General features: G+C 48.0%; 12 protein-coding genes. 2 read left to right on the forward strand and 10 right to left on the reverse strand.

Annotation, left to right across the window (positions count from 1 at the left end):
- Positions 1-219 precede the first annotated feature (219 nt).
- The 3 genes from ACYVFD_RS16750 to ACYVFD_RS16760 form a co-directional block, all read right to left on the reverse strand.
- Entirely contained in the window at positions 220-1341 is a 1122-nt protein-coding gene (locus tag ACYVFD_RS16750) for a phage integrase SAM-like domain-containing protein (protein WP_461091413.1), read from the reverse strand.
- A 194-nt stretch (positions 1342-1535) separates the two neighbouring features.
- Positions 1536-2918 (reverse strand): tRNA uridine-5-carboxymethylaminomethyl(34) synthesis GTPase MnmE, encoded by a 1383-nt coding sequence (mnmE, locus tag ACYVFD_RS16755; RefSeq protein WP_461091414.1) that lies wholly within the window; start codon positions 2916-2918, stop codon positions 1536-1538.
- Positions 2919-2998: 80 nt separating this feature from the next.
- A complete protein-coding gene (locus ACYVFD_RS16760; protein WP_461091415.1) occupies positions 2999-4042 on the reverse strand; it encodes an oxygenase MpaB family protein in 1044 nt (347 codons plus the stop codon).
- A gap of 260 nt (positions 4043-4302) precedes the next feature.
- Between ACYVFD_RS16760 and ACYVFD_RS16765 the strand changes: the two genes are divergently transcribed.
- The gene (locus tag ACYVFD_RS16765) at positions 4303-5565 is read left to right on the forward strand and encodes a hypothetical protein (RefSeq protein ID WP_461091416.1); all 1263 of its coding nucleotides are present in this window, start codon (positions 4303-4305) and stop codon (positions 5563-5565) included.
- 14 nt (positions 5566-5579) lie between these two features.
- On the opposite strand, the gene ACYVFD_RS16770 is transcribed toward ACYVFD_RS16765, so the two are convergent.
- The 5 genes from ACYVFD_RS16770 to ACYVFD_RS16790 form a co-directional block, all read right to left on the reverse strand.
- On the reverse strand, positions 5580-6341 hold the full coding sequence (locus ACYVFD_RS16770; RefSeq protein WP_461091417.1) for an MBL fold metallo-hydrolase: 762 nt from the start codon (positions 6339-6341) through the stop codon (positions 5580-5582).
- 90 nt (positions 6342-6431) lie between these two features.
- The gene (locus tag ACYVFD_RS16775; protein ID WP_461091419.1) at positions 6432-6812 is read right to left on the reverse strand and encodes a response regulator; all 381 of its coding nucleotides are present in this window, start codon (positions 6810-6812) and stop codon (positions 6432-6434) included.
- 176 nt (positions 6813-6988) lie between these two features.
- On the reverse strand, positions 6989-7501 hold the full coding sequence (locus ACYVFD_RS16780; RefSeq protein WP_461091420.1) for a GNAT family N-acetyltransferase: 513 nt from the start codon (positions 7499-7501) through the stop codon (positions 6989-6991).
- A 108-nt stretch (positions 7502-7609) separates the two neighbouring features.
- On the reverse strand, positions 7610-9163 hold the full coding sequence (locus ACYVFD_RS16785) for a serine hydrolase domain-containing protein (protein WP_461091421.1): 1554 nt from the start codon (positions 9161-9163) through the stop codon (positions 7610-7612).
- A gap of 203 nt (positions 9164-9366) precedes the next feature.
- Positions 9367-11190: an alpha-amylase family glycosyl hydrolase gene (locus ACYVFD_RS16790; protein WP_461091422.1), complete on the reverse strand. Its 1824-nt coding sequence runs from the start codon at positions 11188-11190 to the stop codon at positions 9367-9369.
- A gap of 312 nt (positions 11191-11502) precedes the next feature.
- Between ACYVFD_RS16790 and ACYVFD_RS16795 the strand changes: the two genes are divergently transcribed.
- Complete coding sequence (locus ACYVFD_RS16795) at positions 11503-12636, forward strand: acyltransferase family protein (RefSeq protein WP_461091423.1); 1134 nt, start codon at positions 11503-11505, stop codon at positions 12634-12636.
- A 150-nt stretch (positions 12637-12786) separates the two neighbouring features.
- Here the strand turns inward: ACYVFD_RS16795 and ACYVFD_RS16800 are convergent, their stop codons facing one another.
- Together ACYVFD_RS16800 and ACYVFD_RS16805 are read right to left on the reverse strand one after the other, a co-directional pair.
- Positions 12787-13824: an SO2930 family diheme c-type cytochrome gene (locus ACYVFD_RS16800; protein WP_461091424.1), complete on the reverse strand. Its 1038-nt coding sequence runs from the start codon at positions 13822-13824 to the stop codon at positions 12787-12789.
- A gap of 4 nt (positions 13825-13828) precedes the next feature.
- Positions 13829-15040: a parallel beta-helix domain-containing protein gene (locus ACYVFD_RS16805; RefSeq protein ID WP_461091425.1), complete on the reverse strand. Its 1212-nt coding sequence runs from the start codon at positions 15038-15040 to the stop codon at positions 13829-13831.
- Positions 15041-15129: the final 89 nt, after the last annotated feature.

Here is a 15129-nt window from a genome sequence, read left to right on the forward strand (position 1 = left end):
ATTAATAAGTTATGTAAGAAAATTGGTAATTTTTTTGGTAAAAAAGCTGGTAAAAAAGTTGGTAATTAATAGTGTTGTAAATCACTTGTTATGAGGGAGTTGGGGCTGGTAAATAGATAACAGATTAAGCGTATTAAACTGAGTGGTTTTTCTCTAGAAAACGTTGGCGAAAATATTTTTTAAAATTATTTACACCGCAAAAATCTTAAGATAAGGTGTTTAAATACCTATGTCTGGAATTCGACTGACAGCTTCCTGCTTTTTCTTATCCAGAATTTTCGCATAGATCTGGGTTGTTTTCAATTCCTTATGACCTAATAGCTTGCTGACGGTGAAAATTTCGGTACCTAGATCAAGCATTAGTACCGCGAAGGTGTGACGGCCGCAGTGGAACGTAATCGTTTTTGATATACCAGCCCGCATACACCACTTCTGAAGTTCCATATTGTGCCACACGCTGTAGCGAAGTCCGATGAATACCCGCTCATCAGGCTGCCCTCGTTGGCCCATATAGACCAACGCCTGGGGGTTTATATCCAAGTACTCAATACCACCTGTTTTCTTCTGGGTAAAGACTAGTCTGGTAAAGCCATTGAAATCCTGTACATCGGCCCAGGTAAGCTGCTGAATATCGCTCCAGCGGAGGCCAGTCAGACAACTAAATAAAAATGCGTTTTTAAGGACATGGTACTTGCATTCAGCTTTGGTAAGGGCTCGGAGTTCATCTAAGGTCAGGTAGTTGCGCGTCGGATTACCAGCTTTGGGGCTCACGGCTCCCTTAGCCAGGTTTGTGGGTGTAATACGCTCGTCGAAGGCAGCAGATAAACAGGATTTAAGCTTACTGAAATAACTATACTGCGTGTTCTGGGAGAGCGGTTCATTACTCTTGGTGCGGGCTTGCTTTTCAAGATAGATCCGAAATCCATCAACAAATTTTGCATCGATGTCTCTAAACGTAATGGATTGCCCAGCATAGATAGTCAGATGCTTCAAACAGCTATCCCAATTACCGTAGTTACCTGGACTGTCTTTTCGAGCCTCAGCCGTTTTGCGGAAGTATTCCAGAAAGTTTGTATCCAGCTTAAAGGCGCTGGTAAATCCATATTCATGGTTCTGGATTTCGATCTGACGCTTGGCTTTTATAGACTGGGCTAACTGAAGCGTTTCCCGGTTCTTCTCCTTATCCGCTTTATTGGCTGCATTTATCAGGTAGAGTTTTAAGAACTCATACTTGCGCCTGCCATTGACATAGATATCCAGATAGAGGCTTATACTACCATCGGATAGAGCCTTTTCTCGAAGCCGAACCAATTCTTTCTGTGAAGATTTTTTTGCAGCCATCTTGTTACTCGTAGAGGATTTGCGTTTCTGAGTAACAAATTAGCAACAAAAATATGGATAGTAAAAGAAAGAAACGGCAACTAAACTAACTAAGAGCTAGAGAAAGATAATTGTCTAAATAGCTGATTTTTAGTAATATGTTTGCCGTTTTTTAGCTATTTATTGCACTTGTTTTCTTTTGCTAGCAATTGGCGTTACTTTCCGATACAGAACTTACTGAAAATGGAGTCTAACAAATCATCAGTCGTTATTTCGCCAGTTAATTCACCTAAATGTCTTAAGGCTACTCGTAAGTCCATGGCCAGCCAATCGGGTGTGACCTGGTTATCGAGACCAGTGATGGCACGGGCAAGGGCATCGTCGGTGGCGGTCAGATGCTCGTAATGGCGGGCGTTGGTTACAACGGCACTACCGGTTTGCATGGCGGCATCGGTGCGGGCACGGGCCGAGAGGGAGGCTTTTAGCTCATCGATGCGCTGATCTTTTGCCGAAATCCATACTATGCTTTCCGTAGCAAGGTTCTGGTTTATACTTTCCCGTTGCGCATCGGTCATGAGGTCTGCTTTGTTACCCACCAGCAAATAGGGTTTATCAGCCGCTTGCAGTTCGGTTAGCGTGTGGACTAGCTCATCGGCAGTTGTGTTGATGCCATCGAACAGATAAAGTACCAGAGCGGCATCCCGCATTTTTTGCTGGGTACGTTCAATACCAATGGCTTCGATCTGATCAGTGGCTTGCCGTAGTCCGGCGGTGTCGATGAGTCGGAAGCGGATACCATTGATGAACAGCTCATCTTCGATCACATCCCGGGTAGTGCCGGGAATATCGGAAACGATGGCTTTTTCTTCATTGAGTAACGCATTCAGAAGGGTTGATTTGCCTGCATTGGGTTTGCCGACAATCACGGTAGGTACCCCATTTTTGATAGCATTGCCTGTTGAGAACGAGTCAATCAGCGGATGAAGTACCCGACGAATATCGACCATCAACTGACGAAGCCGATCCCGGTGGGCAAATTCTACATCTTCTTCCCCAAAATCCAGTTCCAGTTCCACCAAGGCCACGAAATCAATCAGTTGCTGCCGGAGGACTTTTAGTTGTTTCGAAAAACCACCCCGAAGTTGAGTCAGCGCTGCCCGATGGCTGGCATCTGAATCAGACGCAATCAGGTCGGCAACGGCTTCAGCCTGCACCAGGTCGAACTGGCCATTCAGAAAGGCTCGCTGCGTAAACTCACCCGGCCGGGCCAGGCGGACACCTTCCTGCGTGAGCCGACGAAGAATTTGTTGGATGATAAACTCAGACCCATGGCATGAAATCTCAACGACGTCTTCTTTGGTAAATGACTTAGGCGTTTGAAAAACCGTAACCAATACCTCATCAATAATAGTGTCGTCGGGATTTCGAAGCGTGCCAAAATGAGCTGTATGACTTATTTGTTGGGTAAGGTCTTTGCCCCGGAAAATGCGATTAGTAATGGCAATGGCACCTTCGCCCGATACGCGGATTACGGCAATGGCTCCGATGCCGGGTGCTGTGGCTAAGGCTGCAATAGGTTCTAATTGGAAAATACTCATAATTCGGAAAATCTCTGTTGACCTTCGTATGTCTCTGTCTACTAGCTGTTTCGCAGCTATACATGGAGATAAACAGGGATTCACAGAGGAAAAATAGAAAAGCGATTTAGCAGATCAACCATTCGTTTTTCGATGGGTACCTGTGGAACGTCAAGCCAATCAGCATATTTATCGCCCAAAAAGAAACGTATTTCACCGGCTACGAGGTTCCTTATCGTTTCCGAACGCGGTTGCTTAGCCGAACTAAACTGGATTGGACTGTTTGGTAAGTTGATAGGCGAGGTAAGCACATCTGTCATGGCATTCAACAGGGCTCGGGTCAGGCCCACACCTGCTTCGGAAGGAGCAAACTGTCGGCGGAGGATGGCCTGATGAAGGATAAACGCTTCCCGAAGGTTTTTTGGAAGCAGTTCTCCCGTAACGCCGTTGAGATAGCTGATTACATTGCTATGATGTAGGTAAGCCTCCTCGTCCTGCTCGCTGGCCTGAATGCCGATTTTGCGCAGCCCAAGAAGAACAATGTACGAAAAAGCGAGGTTGGTTCCGGCCATATCTTCCTGATTGACAGGATATCCCCAGTCCATATTCCACCGGCCTGAGTGTAACGAAAACCACCGGGCACCGGCATGAATCAGGCGAATCTTTACCGTTCGGGCAATGGCTTTTCCTGAAGACCATTCTTTCTCATTGTTGACGGCAAATACCCATTCTCCGGTTTCACGCAAACGACGAACGGTATCATTTTTAATACGTTCGGTGAGCCAAAGTACCTGAGCCCCGTTGGCGCCGAGATAGGAATACGGAAGCGAAAAAAAACCGAGTATCAGCCCGATCTGTTGGGCATTTTTTTGAAAAAAACGCATGCCACGACTCATCGTTGTGGAATCGGCCCAGGCAGGTAGCTGGTTGTTTGAGGCAAAAAAATCCTGCACCGCCGGATGCTGACTGGCTGTTATAAAGTCAGTTGTATCGGTCAACCAACTCATGAGCGACCGTAACCCAGCCGGGCCGTTGGTTGCAACAACAGCGGCTATCACTGCATCGGCTGGCGCGTCACCCTGTTGACGGTATTGGTTTAGCGCAGTATTAGGAAAGGATCGGGTGGGTTTGACTAACGTTTGCATCGTACTAGCTGTGTTCTAAGCAGGTAACGTTGTGAGGGGCCGATTGGTTTATAACCCGTTCGCTGCTGACTGTACGTATTTTATAGGTGATATGCGCCTTATTCCGCTCGCTCAAAATAGTTAAGCCTGAAAGGGTGTCGATTCGTATCTTTCAGCTAAGGGCTTGACAGTAAGCTTCATTCGCGGGATATCCGGGCGTGAAGGTAAAGCCTGACGTGTGCCATTTGCCCTTATTCGTTTAACCATATCCATCTGTTTTTATGAAATCGCTCCTGGCTATTCTACGAAGAACCGTTCTGGTTACATTATTCGTACCAATGGTTATTCAGTGTAAACTCAGTAGTACGATTAAAGAGGTTACGAATTCGCTGATTCAGGCGTTGGATAACTCAATTGATCGACTAAGCTCACAGTCTGACGATTGGCGGCAGGAAGCCAATGATATTGCTGCGCAGGTAACCCAACTGGTAGGTGATTCGAAAGATGATATTTTACAGACCATCAAAGGCGATGTGATCAATACGGTGGATCGGCTTCCAGCTAAGATCGGTACGGAGTTTCGTTGTGATGCTGATTTTCTGCGAAACCGTCTGAAGCAGGATCTACAACGGATTAAAGCGAAGTTGCTGGGAGGCAATCCTCCTATGTTGGAGCCGGTTCTTTGCGATGTTGTCCCGTCGGGGGTGGTTATGGAACTTAAGCCGAATATGGTCGAATTGTTCGGGTATGATCTGGATCGTCAAAAAGATGTAAAAGTTTTTCTGGTCAATAAAACAGGAAGGCAGGAGGTTACGGGCAATCTGAGCCAGCCGTCTCACTACCATTGGGTGTTGAACGTCGGTAGTAATGGGGTGCCTTTTACTGCAAACAGCAATGAGATCGTGGTTCAGTTTGGCGACAGGGAAGTATCCAGTATCCCCGTTATTCAGCCCAGACCTAAAATTTGTGCCTCCAAATCGGTGAATATTGCTAATCTGAACGATATTGATTTCGTACCTCCCAAAATAAAAGGCGATGGGGATTTTGCCGGGCACGGACCGAGTTGTTATGCGTCGATCCAGATCCAGCATGATGCCAAACGAATCTGGGCAACAGTGTCTATGGATGCTACTGAATGGTGTGGCAATTCACCGTGTGGCGATAAAACACAGGCCAGGGGGCAGAAAGATTTTCAGCTCTGGACGGCTCCCGAAGGGTTTGCTATTGAAAAAATCAGTAGCCAGATCTCCCAGACCGCTCAGTATATCGATACCAATCATGACCCGGACCAGATTAGCGAAGGAGGGGAATTAGTTCGTACATTCCGGTTTATTGGTGATACAGGTGGTAATGAAGCCGGTACGCGAACAAGTGTCCATATCGACTTCAACAAACTGTCAGTCGTTTTAAAAGAAACGAACGATTGTGTGTCGACGACGGAGATTGCCCGATTACCGATTGATGCCCGAACATTCGTTTTGAAGAATATGACGGCGACACCTATGATGAAAGCTAAAGTTCTGGAAGCCGTGAAATCTAAGTAAACGCTAAATCAGCTTTATAATTTAATCTGCAGGCCGTCGTATCCCAGCCGTATGTTGGCGGGTAATTCTTTTTCGACTTCACTGTGCATACCCAGTTTGTGGCTGATGTGTACAAAGTACGTTCGGTCGGCGTTGACGCGCCGGGCAAGCGCTATGGCCTGATCGAGCGTGAAATGCGAAATATGTGCCTGGCGTTGAAGAGCGTCAACCACCAGAATCCGCGTGCCGTACACCTTTTCCAACTCCTCATCGGATATGTAATTCAGATCGGTCAGGTACGTGAAATCGTCAATGCGGAAGCCATAAACGGGGAGCTTATGGTGCATCACTTCGATCGGTATGATCTGGGTGCCTAGTAAGTCGAAAGGTTGATTGTCAATAGGATGCAGCCGAACGTGGGGCGTTCCGGGGTATTTGTGTTCGGCAAAAATGTAAGCGAATTCGCGCTGGAGTTGAGCCAGAACTGTAGGGCGGCCATAGATGGGCATATCCTGCCCTGACCGAAAATTATAAGCTCGAATTTCGTCGAGGCCGGCGGTGTGGTCTTTGTGTTCATGGGTGAACAGGACCGCATCGAGCTGTTGAAGATTGAGCCGAAGTACCTGCTGGCGGAAGTCGGGGCCGGTGTCGATGACGAAACTGCGTCCGTTCACAGCAACATGGACGGAGGTACGGAGTCGTTTATCCCGGAAGTCGACAGAACGGCATACATCGCACTGGCAGCCAATCAACGGCACACCTGACGACGTTCCCGTACCAAGCAAAGTAATAATCATAGTAGTGAGGAGCGAGGAGCGAGGAGTGAGGAGTGCTGGCGCAACAGTAGCGTCAGCCTTCTCACTCCTCGTTCCTCACTACTACATACGTTATTTATCCGTGAGTTGATTAACCACTTCTACCAGGCGGTCGAAGTTGAGGGGTTTTACGAGTACGTCGTTGAAACCCGCTGTTTTGAATTCTTCTTCTGTGTAATTTTTGGCATTCCCCGTGATCGCCACAATGGGCACGTTGGCTTTGGCTGTATCGGATAACGCCCGAACGCGCCGAACACACTCCATACCATCCATCAGCGGCATGTTGATGTCTAACAGGAGGATGCTGAAATCTTCTTTTTCCAGAATTTGCAAAACCTGTTCGCCATTTTTGACAGCGGTAATGTCGTAGTTCTGGAACTCAAGGATTTTGCGGGCCAGATTCTGGATAACGGAGCTATCTTCGGCAATCAGTACGCGTTTGGAAGCTGACATAAGCTAAAAGAGATCGTGGTTCTAATTATTGCGGTGAAATTATAGAGTTAATTCGGCAAACGCAAAACGGGAAAAGCTAACTGTTTTCAGTTTTCAGCTTCGGTTTATTGTTTTCGGTGAGCTGCCGCCTGAATTGGTAACGCATAAATTACCGAAAACTGTGAATCGAAAACGGTTTAGTCCATCGCTTTCTTCATAACCATAAATTCCAATGGCTGTTTGGGTAAACCAAAGCTCGGATCATTGGGAAATGGTTTCGTTTCGCCGGTTGATTGGTAACCACGTCGTTCGTACCAGGCAATTAATTCCTGCCGGACGGTAATCACAGTCATCGTAACAGCCTGACACTGTTGAGCCCTGGCATATTGCTCGGCCGCTTCCAGTAATTTCCGACCAATGCCGTTGGCCTGGGCTTCGGGCGATACCGTCAGCATGCCGAGGTAGAGTTCATCCTCTTTCGTTTCCAGATAAACACAGCCCATTAATTGACCATCTTCCAAATACGTTAAAATGGTGGCCTTCGGGTTCTGCAACATGGCTTTTAATCCTTGCTCATCGGTGCGGATACCACCGAGTAAGTCGGCCTCTGTGGTCCATCCTTTTTTGGAGCTTTCGCCCCGGTAGGCACTGTTCACTAATTTATCTAACGCAGGAATATCCTGCTCGGTGGCGGGTATTATTAAGGTCATTTTTGGTCATTAGTAGTCATTGGCTACGCGCCATTTAGCATTGTCAGGATTATTGGAATGACAATAAATGACAACAGAATGGCGCATAACTAATGACAATGAATGGCTTTATTTGGCTACTTCCCGGAAATCCAGTTGCTGAATGAGGGCAGGATTTTCGGGGGTGAGGGTGAAAAATACATCAATATTCGCTTTTTCTCCCTCCATCACAAAATGGCCACGTAGCTGGTTTTCGGGGATCAGTTCTCCGACGCGCAGGATTTTTCCGGCTTTTGCGTACAAATCCTGCACAACTTTCCGGCGAATGGCGACCGATTTGTCGGGGAAGAAGTTTTCGGCAAAGATACCGCTTTGCTCAGCACCGGTCCAGTCGGGGAGCAGTTTAACGAGTTCGGCTTTGCGTTGTGTCAGAATGGTTGACACGGGTAGTTGTCGGGGATGTAATTTACCAATAGCCACGAGTGTATCCAGTACAGCGGTGTTGACCGAACCCATGCCCGCATACGTCAGATTGGCGTAAGAAATGACCCCAATGCCATAATCGGGCAGGATACGCCACTGACTACCAAAACCAGGAAGTCCACCGCTATGCCCTACGCCAACTTGTCCCGTGCAATTCTTACTCCAGCCAAGTCCGTAGCCGTATCCGCTAGCTGTGGGGCATACCTGCCCAGCGGCATTCCGAGCCTGAGTGAAAAGTCCCGAAAATGTCCATGGTTGCTGCATTTCGCGAATTGAGCTGCGTTTGATGGGGCCGGTATCGACATCATTTTTGGGCGGCCAGGCTGCTTCGTGCAGAGCGACGTATTTGCTGAAATCGTCGATGGAGGTAATCAGCCCACCCATTGCCCCATACGAACCATCGTGCAGGAGCGGTTCTTCCAGCCATTTATCGTCCTGCCAACGGTAGCCAAGCGCTAGTTTTTCGGCCGGAACGCGGGTGTATTCCCATTGGGTGTCGTTCATTCCCAGCGGCTTCAGGATGTTGTCGGTGATGTACTGCTGGTAGGGTTTTCCCGATACGGCCGTAATAATATGACCCAGCATAGCAAAGCCCAGATTGCTGTATTCATAGGCAAAACTCGGGACGTTGGCATTGGAAATACCATCTTTAATGAGCTTAAGCAGATCCGCATCCGAATCGGCCAGTTGGCGGTCGCCCCAGGGATTGTCTTCGGGGAAACCGGCTGAGTGAGTCAGTAAGTTACGGACCGTAATTTTTGGGGCATCAGCCGTGAGGTATTTATGCGACTTTAGTTCAGGAATGTAGCGTTCGGCGGGGTCATCGAGCTGGAGTTTACCTTCGTCGCGGAGTTTCAGGATAGCCATACCTGTCAGGCTTTTGGTCATCGAGGCAATGCGGAATAAGGATTTAGGGGTAGCCGGAATTTTCTTTGCCACATCGGTATAACCGAATCCGCCAGAGTACACCAGCTTGCCATCCAGTACAATGCCGAATGCCAGACCCGGAAAGTGCCGTTTTTCGGCCGCATCTTTAAACAGTTTTTCAACGATGGGGAAAGCCGCTTCCAGCTTTTTCTGTCGGTCGATTTCAGTGAAAACGGGCGGTTGATAGGTCGTGACATGGGCAGCCGTACGGTTTGCGGCCGATTGAGCGAGAGCAGATGTAGCGGTGAGCAGGCAAAGGAGCAGTTTTTTCATTTCAGTTTGCTGAAAATCGTTTAACCGCAAAGAACGCAAAGTTTATCGCAAAGCACGCAATCGCCCGAAAGTGCTTTAACAAAACAAAGTACGACCCCGATGGGGTCGAATGTTTATAGTACCAATGATTTCTATAGACATTCGACCCCATCGGGGTCGTACTGGCTAGCAACCTTAGCGCCCATTGCCGTTAATTCAGAACATTACTTGATTTCCAATACGAATACACCCAATGGCGGTAGTGTGACGGGGACATTACTTTTCGCTGTGATCCGGGTTTTCGTTCGGAAAATATCCTGGAATACGTGTGTTTGCAAGCCTGATAAGTGCATAGCTTTCCAAGCTTCGGCCGGAATCTGTATCGATGTGTCGGCGGTTTTCTGTTTATCGAAGTTGCAGATAATCAGTAGCTTTTGTTTCGCTGAATAGCGTAGGTAGCTGTAGAGCCGTTGACCATCATAGCCCGCACTTTGTCCATTGTTATTGCTGGTCTGCAAGTCGTAAAAGCCACCAGTACGGATGGCGTCGCTGGTGTTGACCAGGCGAATGAGTTGCTGATAAAACTGCCGGAGCTTTCGTTGGCTGGGCGTTAATTTTCCCCCGTCGAAAGCGCCTTTGTTGACCCAGGCCTGATATTCCGGTATACCCCAGTAGTCGAAAATAGTAGTCCGGCCATCGTCGCCCTGGAATCCTTCGGCCTGAGTTGGATTTACGCCCAGTTCCTGACCGAAATAGACCATGGCTGGACCAGTATGCAGGGTTGCAGAAAGCGTCATCGCCGGAACCGCCACCCACGGATCGCTTGCAAAGAATCGGGAAACAATGCGTTGTTCGTCGTGATTTTCCAAAAAACGCAGCATGTGTTTGGATATGTCGCCCGACTCGGTTTTCCAGACGTTCGTGATGTCTTCTGCGGTGCCTTTGCCCTCCATCAATCGGCGAAGGGCGTCGTATAGGCCCACTTTGTCGTAGAGGTAATCGAATTTGCCGGTCTGGATATAGGCTTTATACTGCTTCGGATTATAAATTTCGGCAATGAAGATGAGCCCAGGCCGAGCGGCTTTTACTTGCGGAATGGCCCATCCCCAGAACTCGACCGGCACCATCTCGGCCATATCGCACCGGAATCCATCGACTCCTTTTTGCGCCCAGAACAACAGAATGTCGCGCATTTTAACCCAGGTCGATGGAACAGGATCGAAGTGGGTCTGGCGGTTGTTGGCGTAATCGACACCGTAGTTGAGCTTTACAGTTTCGTACCAGTCGTCGATACTGGGTTTAGCTTTAAAAGCATCGTTGCCCGTCGCTTTGGCCGGATTTTCAGTGTAAGTACCTATTGAGAGGCCATCAGGAATATGGACGCCGTCGGGTATCTGGAAGGGCTCGTTGGGTAGGTAGTAAAAATTATTATTGGGTAAAAATGCTTTCGACGTATCATCGCCCTGGCCCAAATCCTGAACACCTGCTGGCTTGGCATCCGAATGGTACTGACGCGCTACGTGGTTCGGTACGAAATCGATAATGACCTTCAGGCCAGCCACATGTGAGCGTTTGAGTAAGGCTTCGAACTCACCCATTCGGTTGTTGACGTTCACCGCCAGATCGGGATTGACATCATAATAATCTTTAATGGCATAGGGCGACCCAGCCCGACCTTTCACCACCAGCGGATTATCGCGCTGAATGCCATCGGCTGAGTAGTCAGTCATGACGGCATGTTCAATTACACCCGTGTACCAAACGTGCGAAATGCCTAATTTTTTTAGCTCCTGTAACGCTTTGGTCGTAATGTCGTTGAACTTACCGACTCCGTTCTCGTCGCGACTACCCCAAGGCTTATTGGTGGTTTTTTGATTGCCAAACAGTCTTGTAAAGATCTGATAGATAACCAGTTTGTCGGAGCGAGTGGCGGCTACGCTTAGTAAGCTGTCGGCTGCTTCAACAGGGGCTTGACTGAGAATTCCTGTAGCAATCAGGCCAGCCGTGAAATCTCGTCGGGAGAGTGAGGGGGATGGTTTTTTGGGCATAGGTTTCGGAGAGATAGCCCAAAATAACTAAACTTATTTTGCTTGATTGCTTATTATTGAGCCGCAAATAAGCTTGAACCTGTTTGAGCTTTAAAAGTTCAAAAATGCGTGTTTTTGTCATGCTGTCGCAGGAAGCATGACAAAAAAGCTACCCAGTTTTAATGAAATTTTAAAAGTTTAAACACCTTCTTGGTTAACTAGAGCCCTCTTCGCAGTAGTTTATCAAAAATTAATAAATGCCACTCCTGGCAACCATGGAACGACAGTTGCGCTTTCTAGCAGGCCCAACTACGTTCTAATTAATTGTATAGCATGTCCCAAAACAAAACCTCTGCTGCCTTTGCAGACACCAAACCGCATTACAACATACTTGATGGATTACGGGGTGTAGCGGCAGTAACAGTTGTCTGTTTTCACGTATTTGAAGCCTTTGCAACCAGTCATATCGACCAGCAAATCAATCACGGCTATTTGGCTGTTGACTTCTTTTTTATCCTGTCCGGCTTTGTTGTCAGCTACGCGTATGATGATCGATGGAAAACGATGACAATAAGTGACTTTCTCAAACGTAGATTTATTCGTTTGCATCCGATGGTCGTGATGGGGGCTGTGATCGGAGCTGTTATGTTCTACTTTCAGGGCTGCTCGGTTTGGGACGTTTCAAAAGTAGCGATAACCAGGCTGTTGGTCGCTACCTGTATAAATGCTTGTCTAATTCCGGTAACTCCCAATATTGAAATTCGGGGCGTGGGCGAAATGTATCCGCTGAATGGACCGAGCTGGTCGTTGTTTTTTGAATATATTGGTAATATCCTTTATGCATTCTTTCTCCATAAACTTTCGACCCAGGCGCTTTCCATATTCGTGTTAGTGGCCGGTTGCGGATTGGCAGCCTTTGCCATTTGGGGGCCCTACGGCGATATATGTGTTGGATTTTCGTTAACAGAAGAAAATATAATTGGTGGTTCCTGGCGTCTGTTATTTTCATTCTCGGCAGGACTACTACTAGCTCGCGTATTCAAACCAATCCATGTGCGGGGTGCTTTCTGGATAGGTAGCCTGGCTATTGTTATTGTATCGGCAATACCCCGAATCGGGGGTAGTGAAAATTTATGGATGAATGGTGTATATGACACAATCTGTGTCGTTGTTATCTTTCCATTACTTGTTTATCTGGGGGCTTCTGGAAAAACAACAGACGAAACGACAACCCGGCTATGCAAATTTTTAGGCGATATTTCGTACCCGCTGTATATGGTCCACTATCCTTTTATCTATTTGTATTATGCCTGGGTTAAAAACGAAAAGCTCACATTCGAACAATCGTTGCCCGGTGCATTAGCGCTTGTTATCGGATCCATAGTATTAGCTTATGTATGCTTGAAACTATATGATGAACCAGTACGCCGGTTTTTGACAAAGCGCCTTTTACAGGTACGGAAATAAGTCGTTTTCTAGAACAAGTAAGACTCTTTTTGTCGTTCCTCGGAATGACAAAAATGGCTTTTCAAGGAAAGTTTAAACAGGTTTAATGATTGAATCGTATAGTTCACGTTAAAACAGGTTCATTTATAAACTATTAGGTAGAGCTGAAAATTAGTTCAACGACTTTATCCATTCCCGCAGTAACGTCAGGCTTTCGCGATGGACGGTTTTGCGGCCAAGTTCAGGCATCATTTCGCCAGGATCGGTCGAGGCCATCCGGTAGATCAGGATCGATTCGTCGGGTTTACCAGGAACAATGTCGTAAGCATGCCCGCCCGAACCGCGTCCGGCGGCAACGGGTGTTTTCAAAATGCCTAAGGCAGTTGGGTCTTTCTCCGAAATGCTCAGGTTCAATCCTGAGGTCATGGCAGGACCTTTAGGATTGTGACAGTGCGCACAGTTTATGTCGAGCCAGGCACGCGCCCGGTCGTTGAGTGCACCCGTTTCGGGCTTATTCCAGACGGGTGTTTTCGGGCATTTTTCTAGCGCTGGCATCCCCGTTAACAGCCCCATCCGCTGCCAGTGAACTAGCTGATTTTCGCGACGGGACGTCCCATAGACCAGATCGCCGTTCAGTTGCCGGACCGATGGCCCGATGGGCGTCATCACTTCGGCCCGGTTGTGGCAGCCTTTGCACTGGTTCAGGTTCGGAATGGTGAAAGGATGCTGCTGCGCTTTGCCCTCGGCGTCGATGTAGCTTACTGTTTTAGTATCACCGGCCACTTCGAGCAGGGCATCCGTTTGCTCATCGTTCCAGACATAATCGAGTGCTTTCCAACCTTCCGGGTTATGGATCAGCAATCGCGTTTCGATCAGTCGACGTCCTTTGGCCGGGTTCCGAAAATCGGCTGGATAGTAAAACGTTTTGATTAATGTTGTGCCCACCGGAAAATCCAGCACCGCCGTGTCGTTATAGGCCACCGACCGACCAGCAGGTAGTTTGACAAAGCGCAGCTTTTCAGCATAATCCGAGAAAAGGGGTGTGTTGAGCGCATACGGGACTACGCCATCGGCTGGTTGCTGATCGGCTAGTTTGCCCCTGAAAAAGCTGTAATCAGACAGCTTTTCGGGGATAGCTACGGTTTGCCAACTGCCCAATAGCAGCCAGCCAAACGCTAAAAATAGACACCAAACGAAATAGATCCGCATGAGCTTAACGATTGGTGCTTACGGTCGTCTTTACCGGCTCCAACTGGCAATCGAAGGGAGTTGTGGTAAACGAAACGTTCTGGAAACCACGGGCGGCATCCAGATTGACGAAGCTCTGATTCTTGTTATTTCGAATGCAGATACGCTTATCAGCCAGCAGTTTTCCTTCCTTATCCAGCGTACTGGGGTCGGCAATACCATCGTAGATGATGTGTGGAACATCCTGCCCTGGCTTTAATACCTTATCGAAAATTTTGTTGTACCGACCGCGCTGACTGACGGGACCGGGATTCCGTTCGTACACATTGTCGTGAATCGATATGGCCGTTGCGAAGGGATAATAGGCTTTGTCGGTGATCGGACGTTCGGTCAGCAAATAGCTGATTACACCCGTGCCAAGGGTCTGGTTGCGGATAAACCGGTTATTGAAGACTTCTACGTTGTTCGCTGCCAGAATCATCAGGCCCGTACCGTCCGATACGCTGGCAACGATATTCCCGGCAGGAGCGAAATTCGGGAAGTTATTATCGTGAACGTAATTGTTAAAGACTCGTATCATACCCCCTTGTTTCTGAACCAGATCAGGTAAGTCGAAGACCAGAATGCCGCCCGTGTTTTCGTAGGCTTCGTTGTCGAACACATCGGCATTGCGCGAGTTTTCGATCTCGATACCGGCTACGTTGTGATAGGCTTTGCTGTTCTTGACCACAATACCGCGCGACTGTCCGACATAAATTCCCGCGTCGGAAGCGCCAATGGCTGTGCATCCGTCAATGACCACATTGTCGCACTGCACTGGATACAGGCCGTAACCACCGTTTTCGGCCTTGGGGGTACCTGTCCATTCGACCTTTACGTTGCGGAACGTGATGCCTTTCACGTTCATGGTTTTGATGCCGTCGCCTTTGGAGTCCTGGACTGTCAGGTTTTCGATCACGATGTCTTCGGCATTGGAAACCCGTAAGCCTTCGGCACCGTCAGTCTGACCTTTAAAGCTGAGAATAGTTTTGTCGATACCTTTTCCACGGATCACAATCCGTTTTTTATCCTGCAACGACAAGCTGCCCGTAAAGGTGAACGTACCCGCATCTAGATCGATGGTACTACCATTATCGGCCATGATCAATTGGGTCTGATAGCGTTTCTGTACCGCTGGTTGTGCCCACGCAAATTGAGCACTCAGGCAAATTAGTAGGGATAGGAGATAGGGTTTCATAGGATTTAGAGGTATAGTACACGGATCTTTATGATTTACGCAGATCATATTGAATCATAAAGATCATAAAAATCTGTCGGTCCGTCGCT

Source organism: Spirosoma gilvum, assembly GCF_054776815.1.

Excerpts from the sequence above, each read along its gene's own strand:
- ACYVFD_RS16750 (WP_461091413.1), bottom strand. The coding sequence starts at position 1,341 with ATGGCTGCAAAAAAATCTTCACAGAAAGAATTGGTTCGGCTTCGAGAA.
- mnmE (WP_461091414.1), bottom strand. The coding sequence starts at position 2,918 with ATGAGTATTTTCCAATTAGAACCTATTGCAGCCTTAGCCACAGCACCC.
- ACYVFD_RS16760 (WP_461091415.1), bottom strand. The coding sequence starts at position 4,042 with ATGCAAACGTTAGTCAAACCCACCCGATCCTTTCCTAATACTGCGCTA.
- ACYVFD_RS16765 (WP_461091416.1), top strand. The coding sequence starts at position 4,303 with ATGAAATCGCTCCTGGCTATTCTACGAAGAACCGTTCTGGTTACATTA.
- ACYVFD_RS16770 (WP_461091417.1), bottom strand. The coding sequence starts at position 6,341 with ATGATTATTACTTTGCTTGGTACGGGAACGTCGTCAGGTGTGCCGTTG.
- ACYVFD_RS16775 (WP_461091419.1), bottom strand. The coding sequence starts at position 6,812 with ATGTCAGCTTCCAAACGCGTACTGATTGCCGAAGATAGCTCCGTTATC.
- ACYVFD_RS16780 (WP_461091420.1), bottom strand. The coding sequence starts at position 7,501 with ATGACCTTAATAATACCCGCCACCGAGCAGGATATTCCTGCGTTAGAT.
- ACYVFD_RS16785 (WP_461091421.1), bottom strand. The coding sequence starts at position 9,163 with ATGAAAAAACTGCTCCTTTGCCTGCTCACCGCTACATCTGCTCTCGCT.
- ACYVFD_RS16790 (WP_461091422.1), bottom strand. The coding sequence starts at position 11,190 with ATGCCCAAAAAACCATCCCCCTCACTCTCCCGACGAGATTTCACGGCT.
- ACYVFD_RS16795 (WP_461091423.1), top strand. The coding sequence starts at position 11,503 with ATGTCCCAAAACAAAACCTCTGCTGCCTTTGCAGACACCAAACCGCAT.
- ACYVFD_RS16800 (WP_461091424.1), bottom strand. The coding sequence starts at position 13,824 with ATGCGGATCTATTTCGTTTGGTGTCTATTTTTAGCGTTTGGCTGGCTG.
- ACYVFD_RS16805 (WP_461091425.1), bottom strand. The coding sequence starts at position 15,040 with ATGAAACCCTATCTCCTATCCCTACTAATTTGCCTGAGTGCTCAATTT.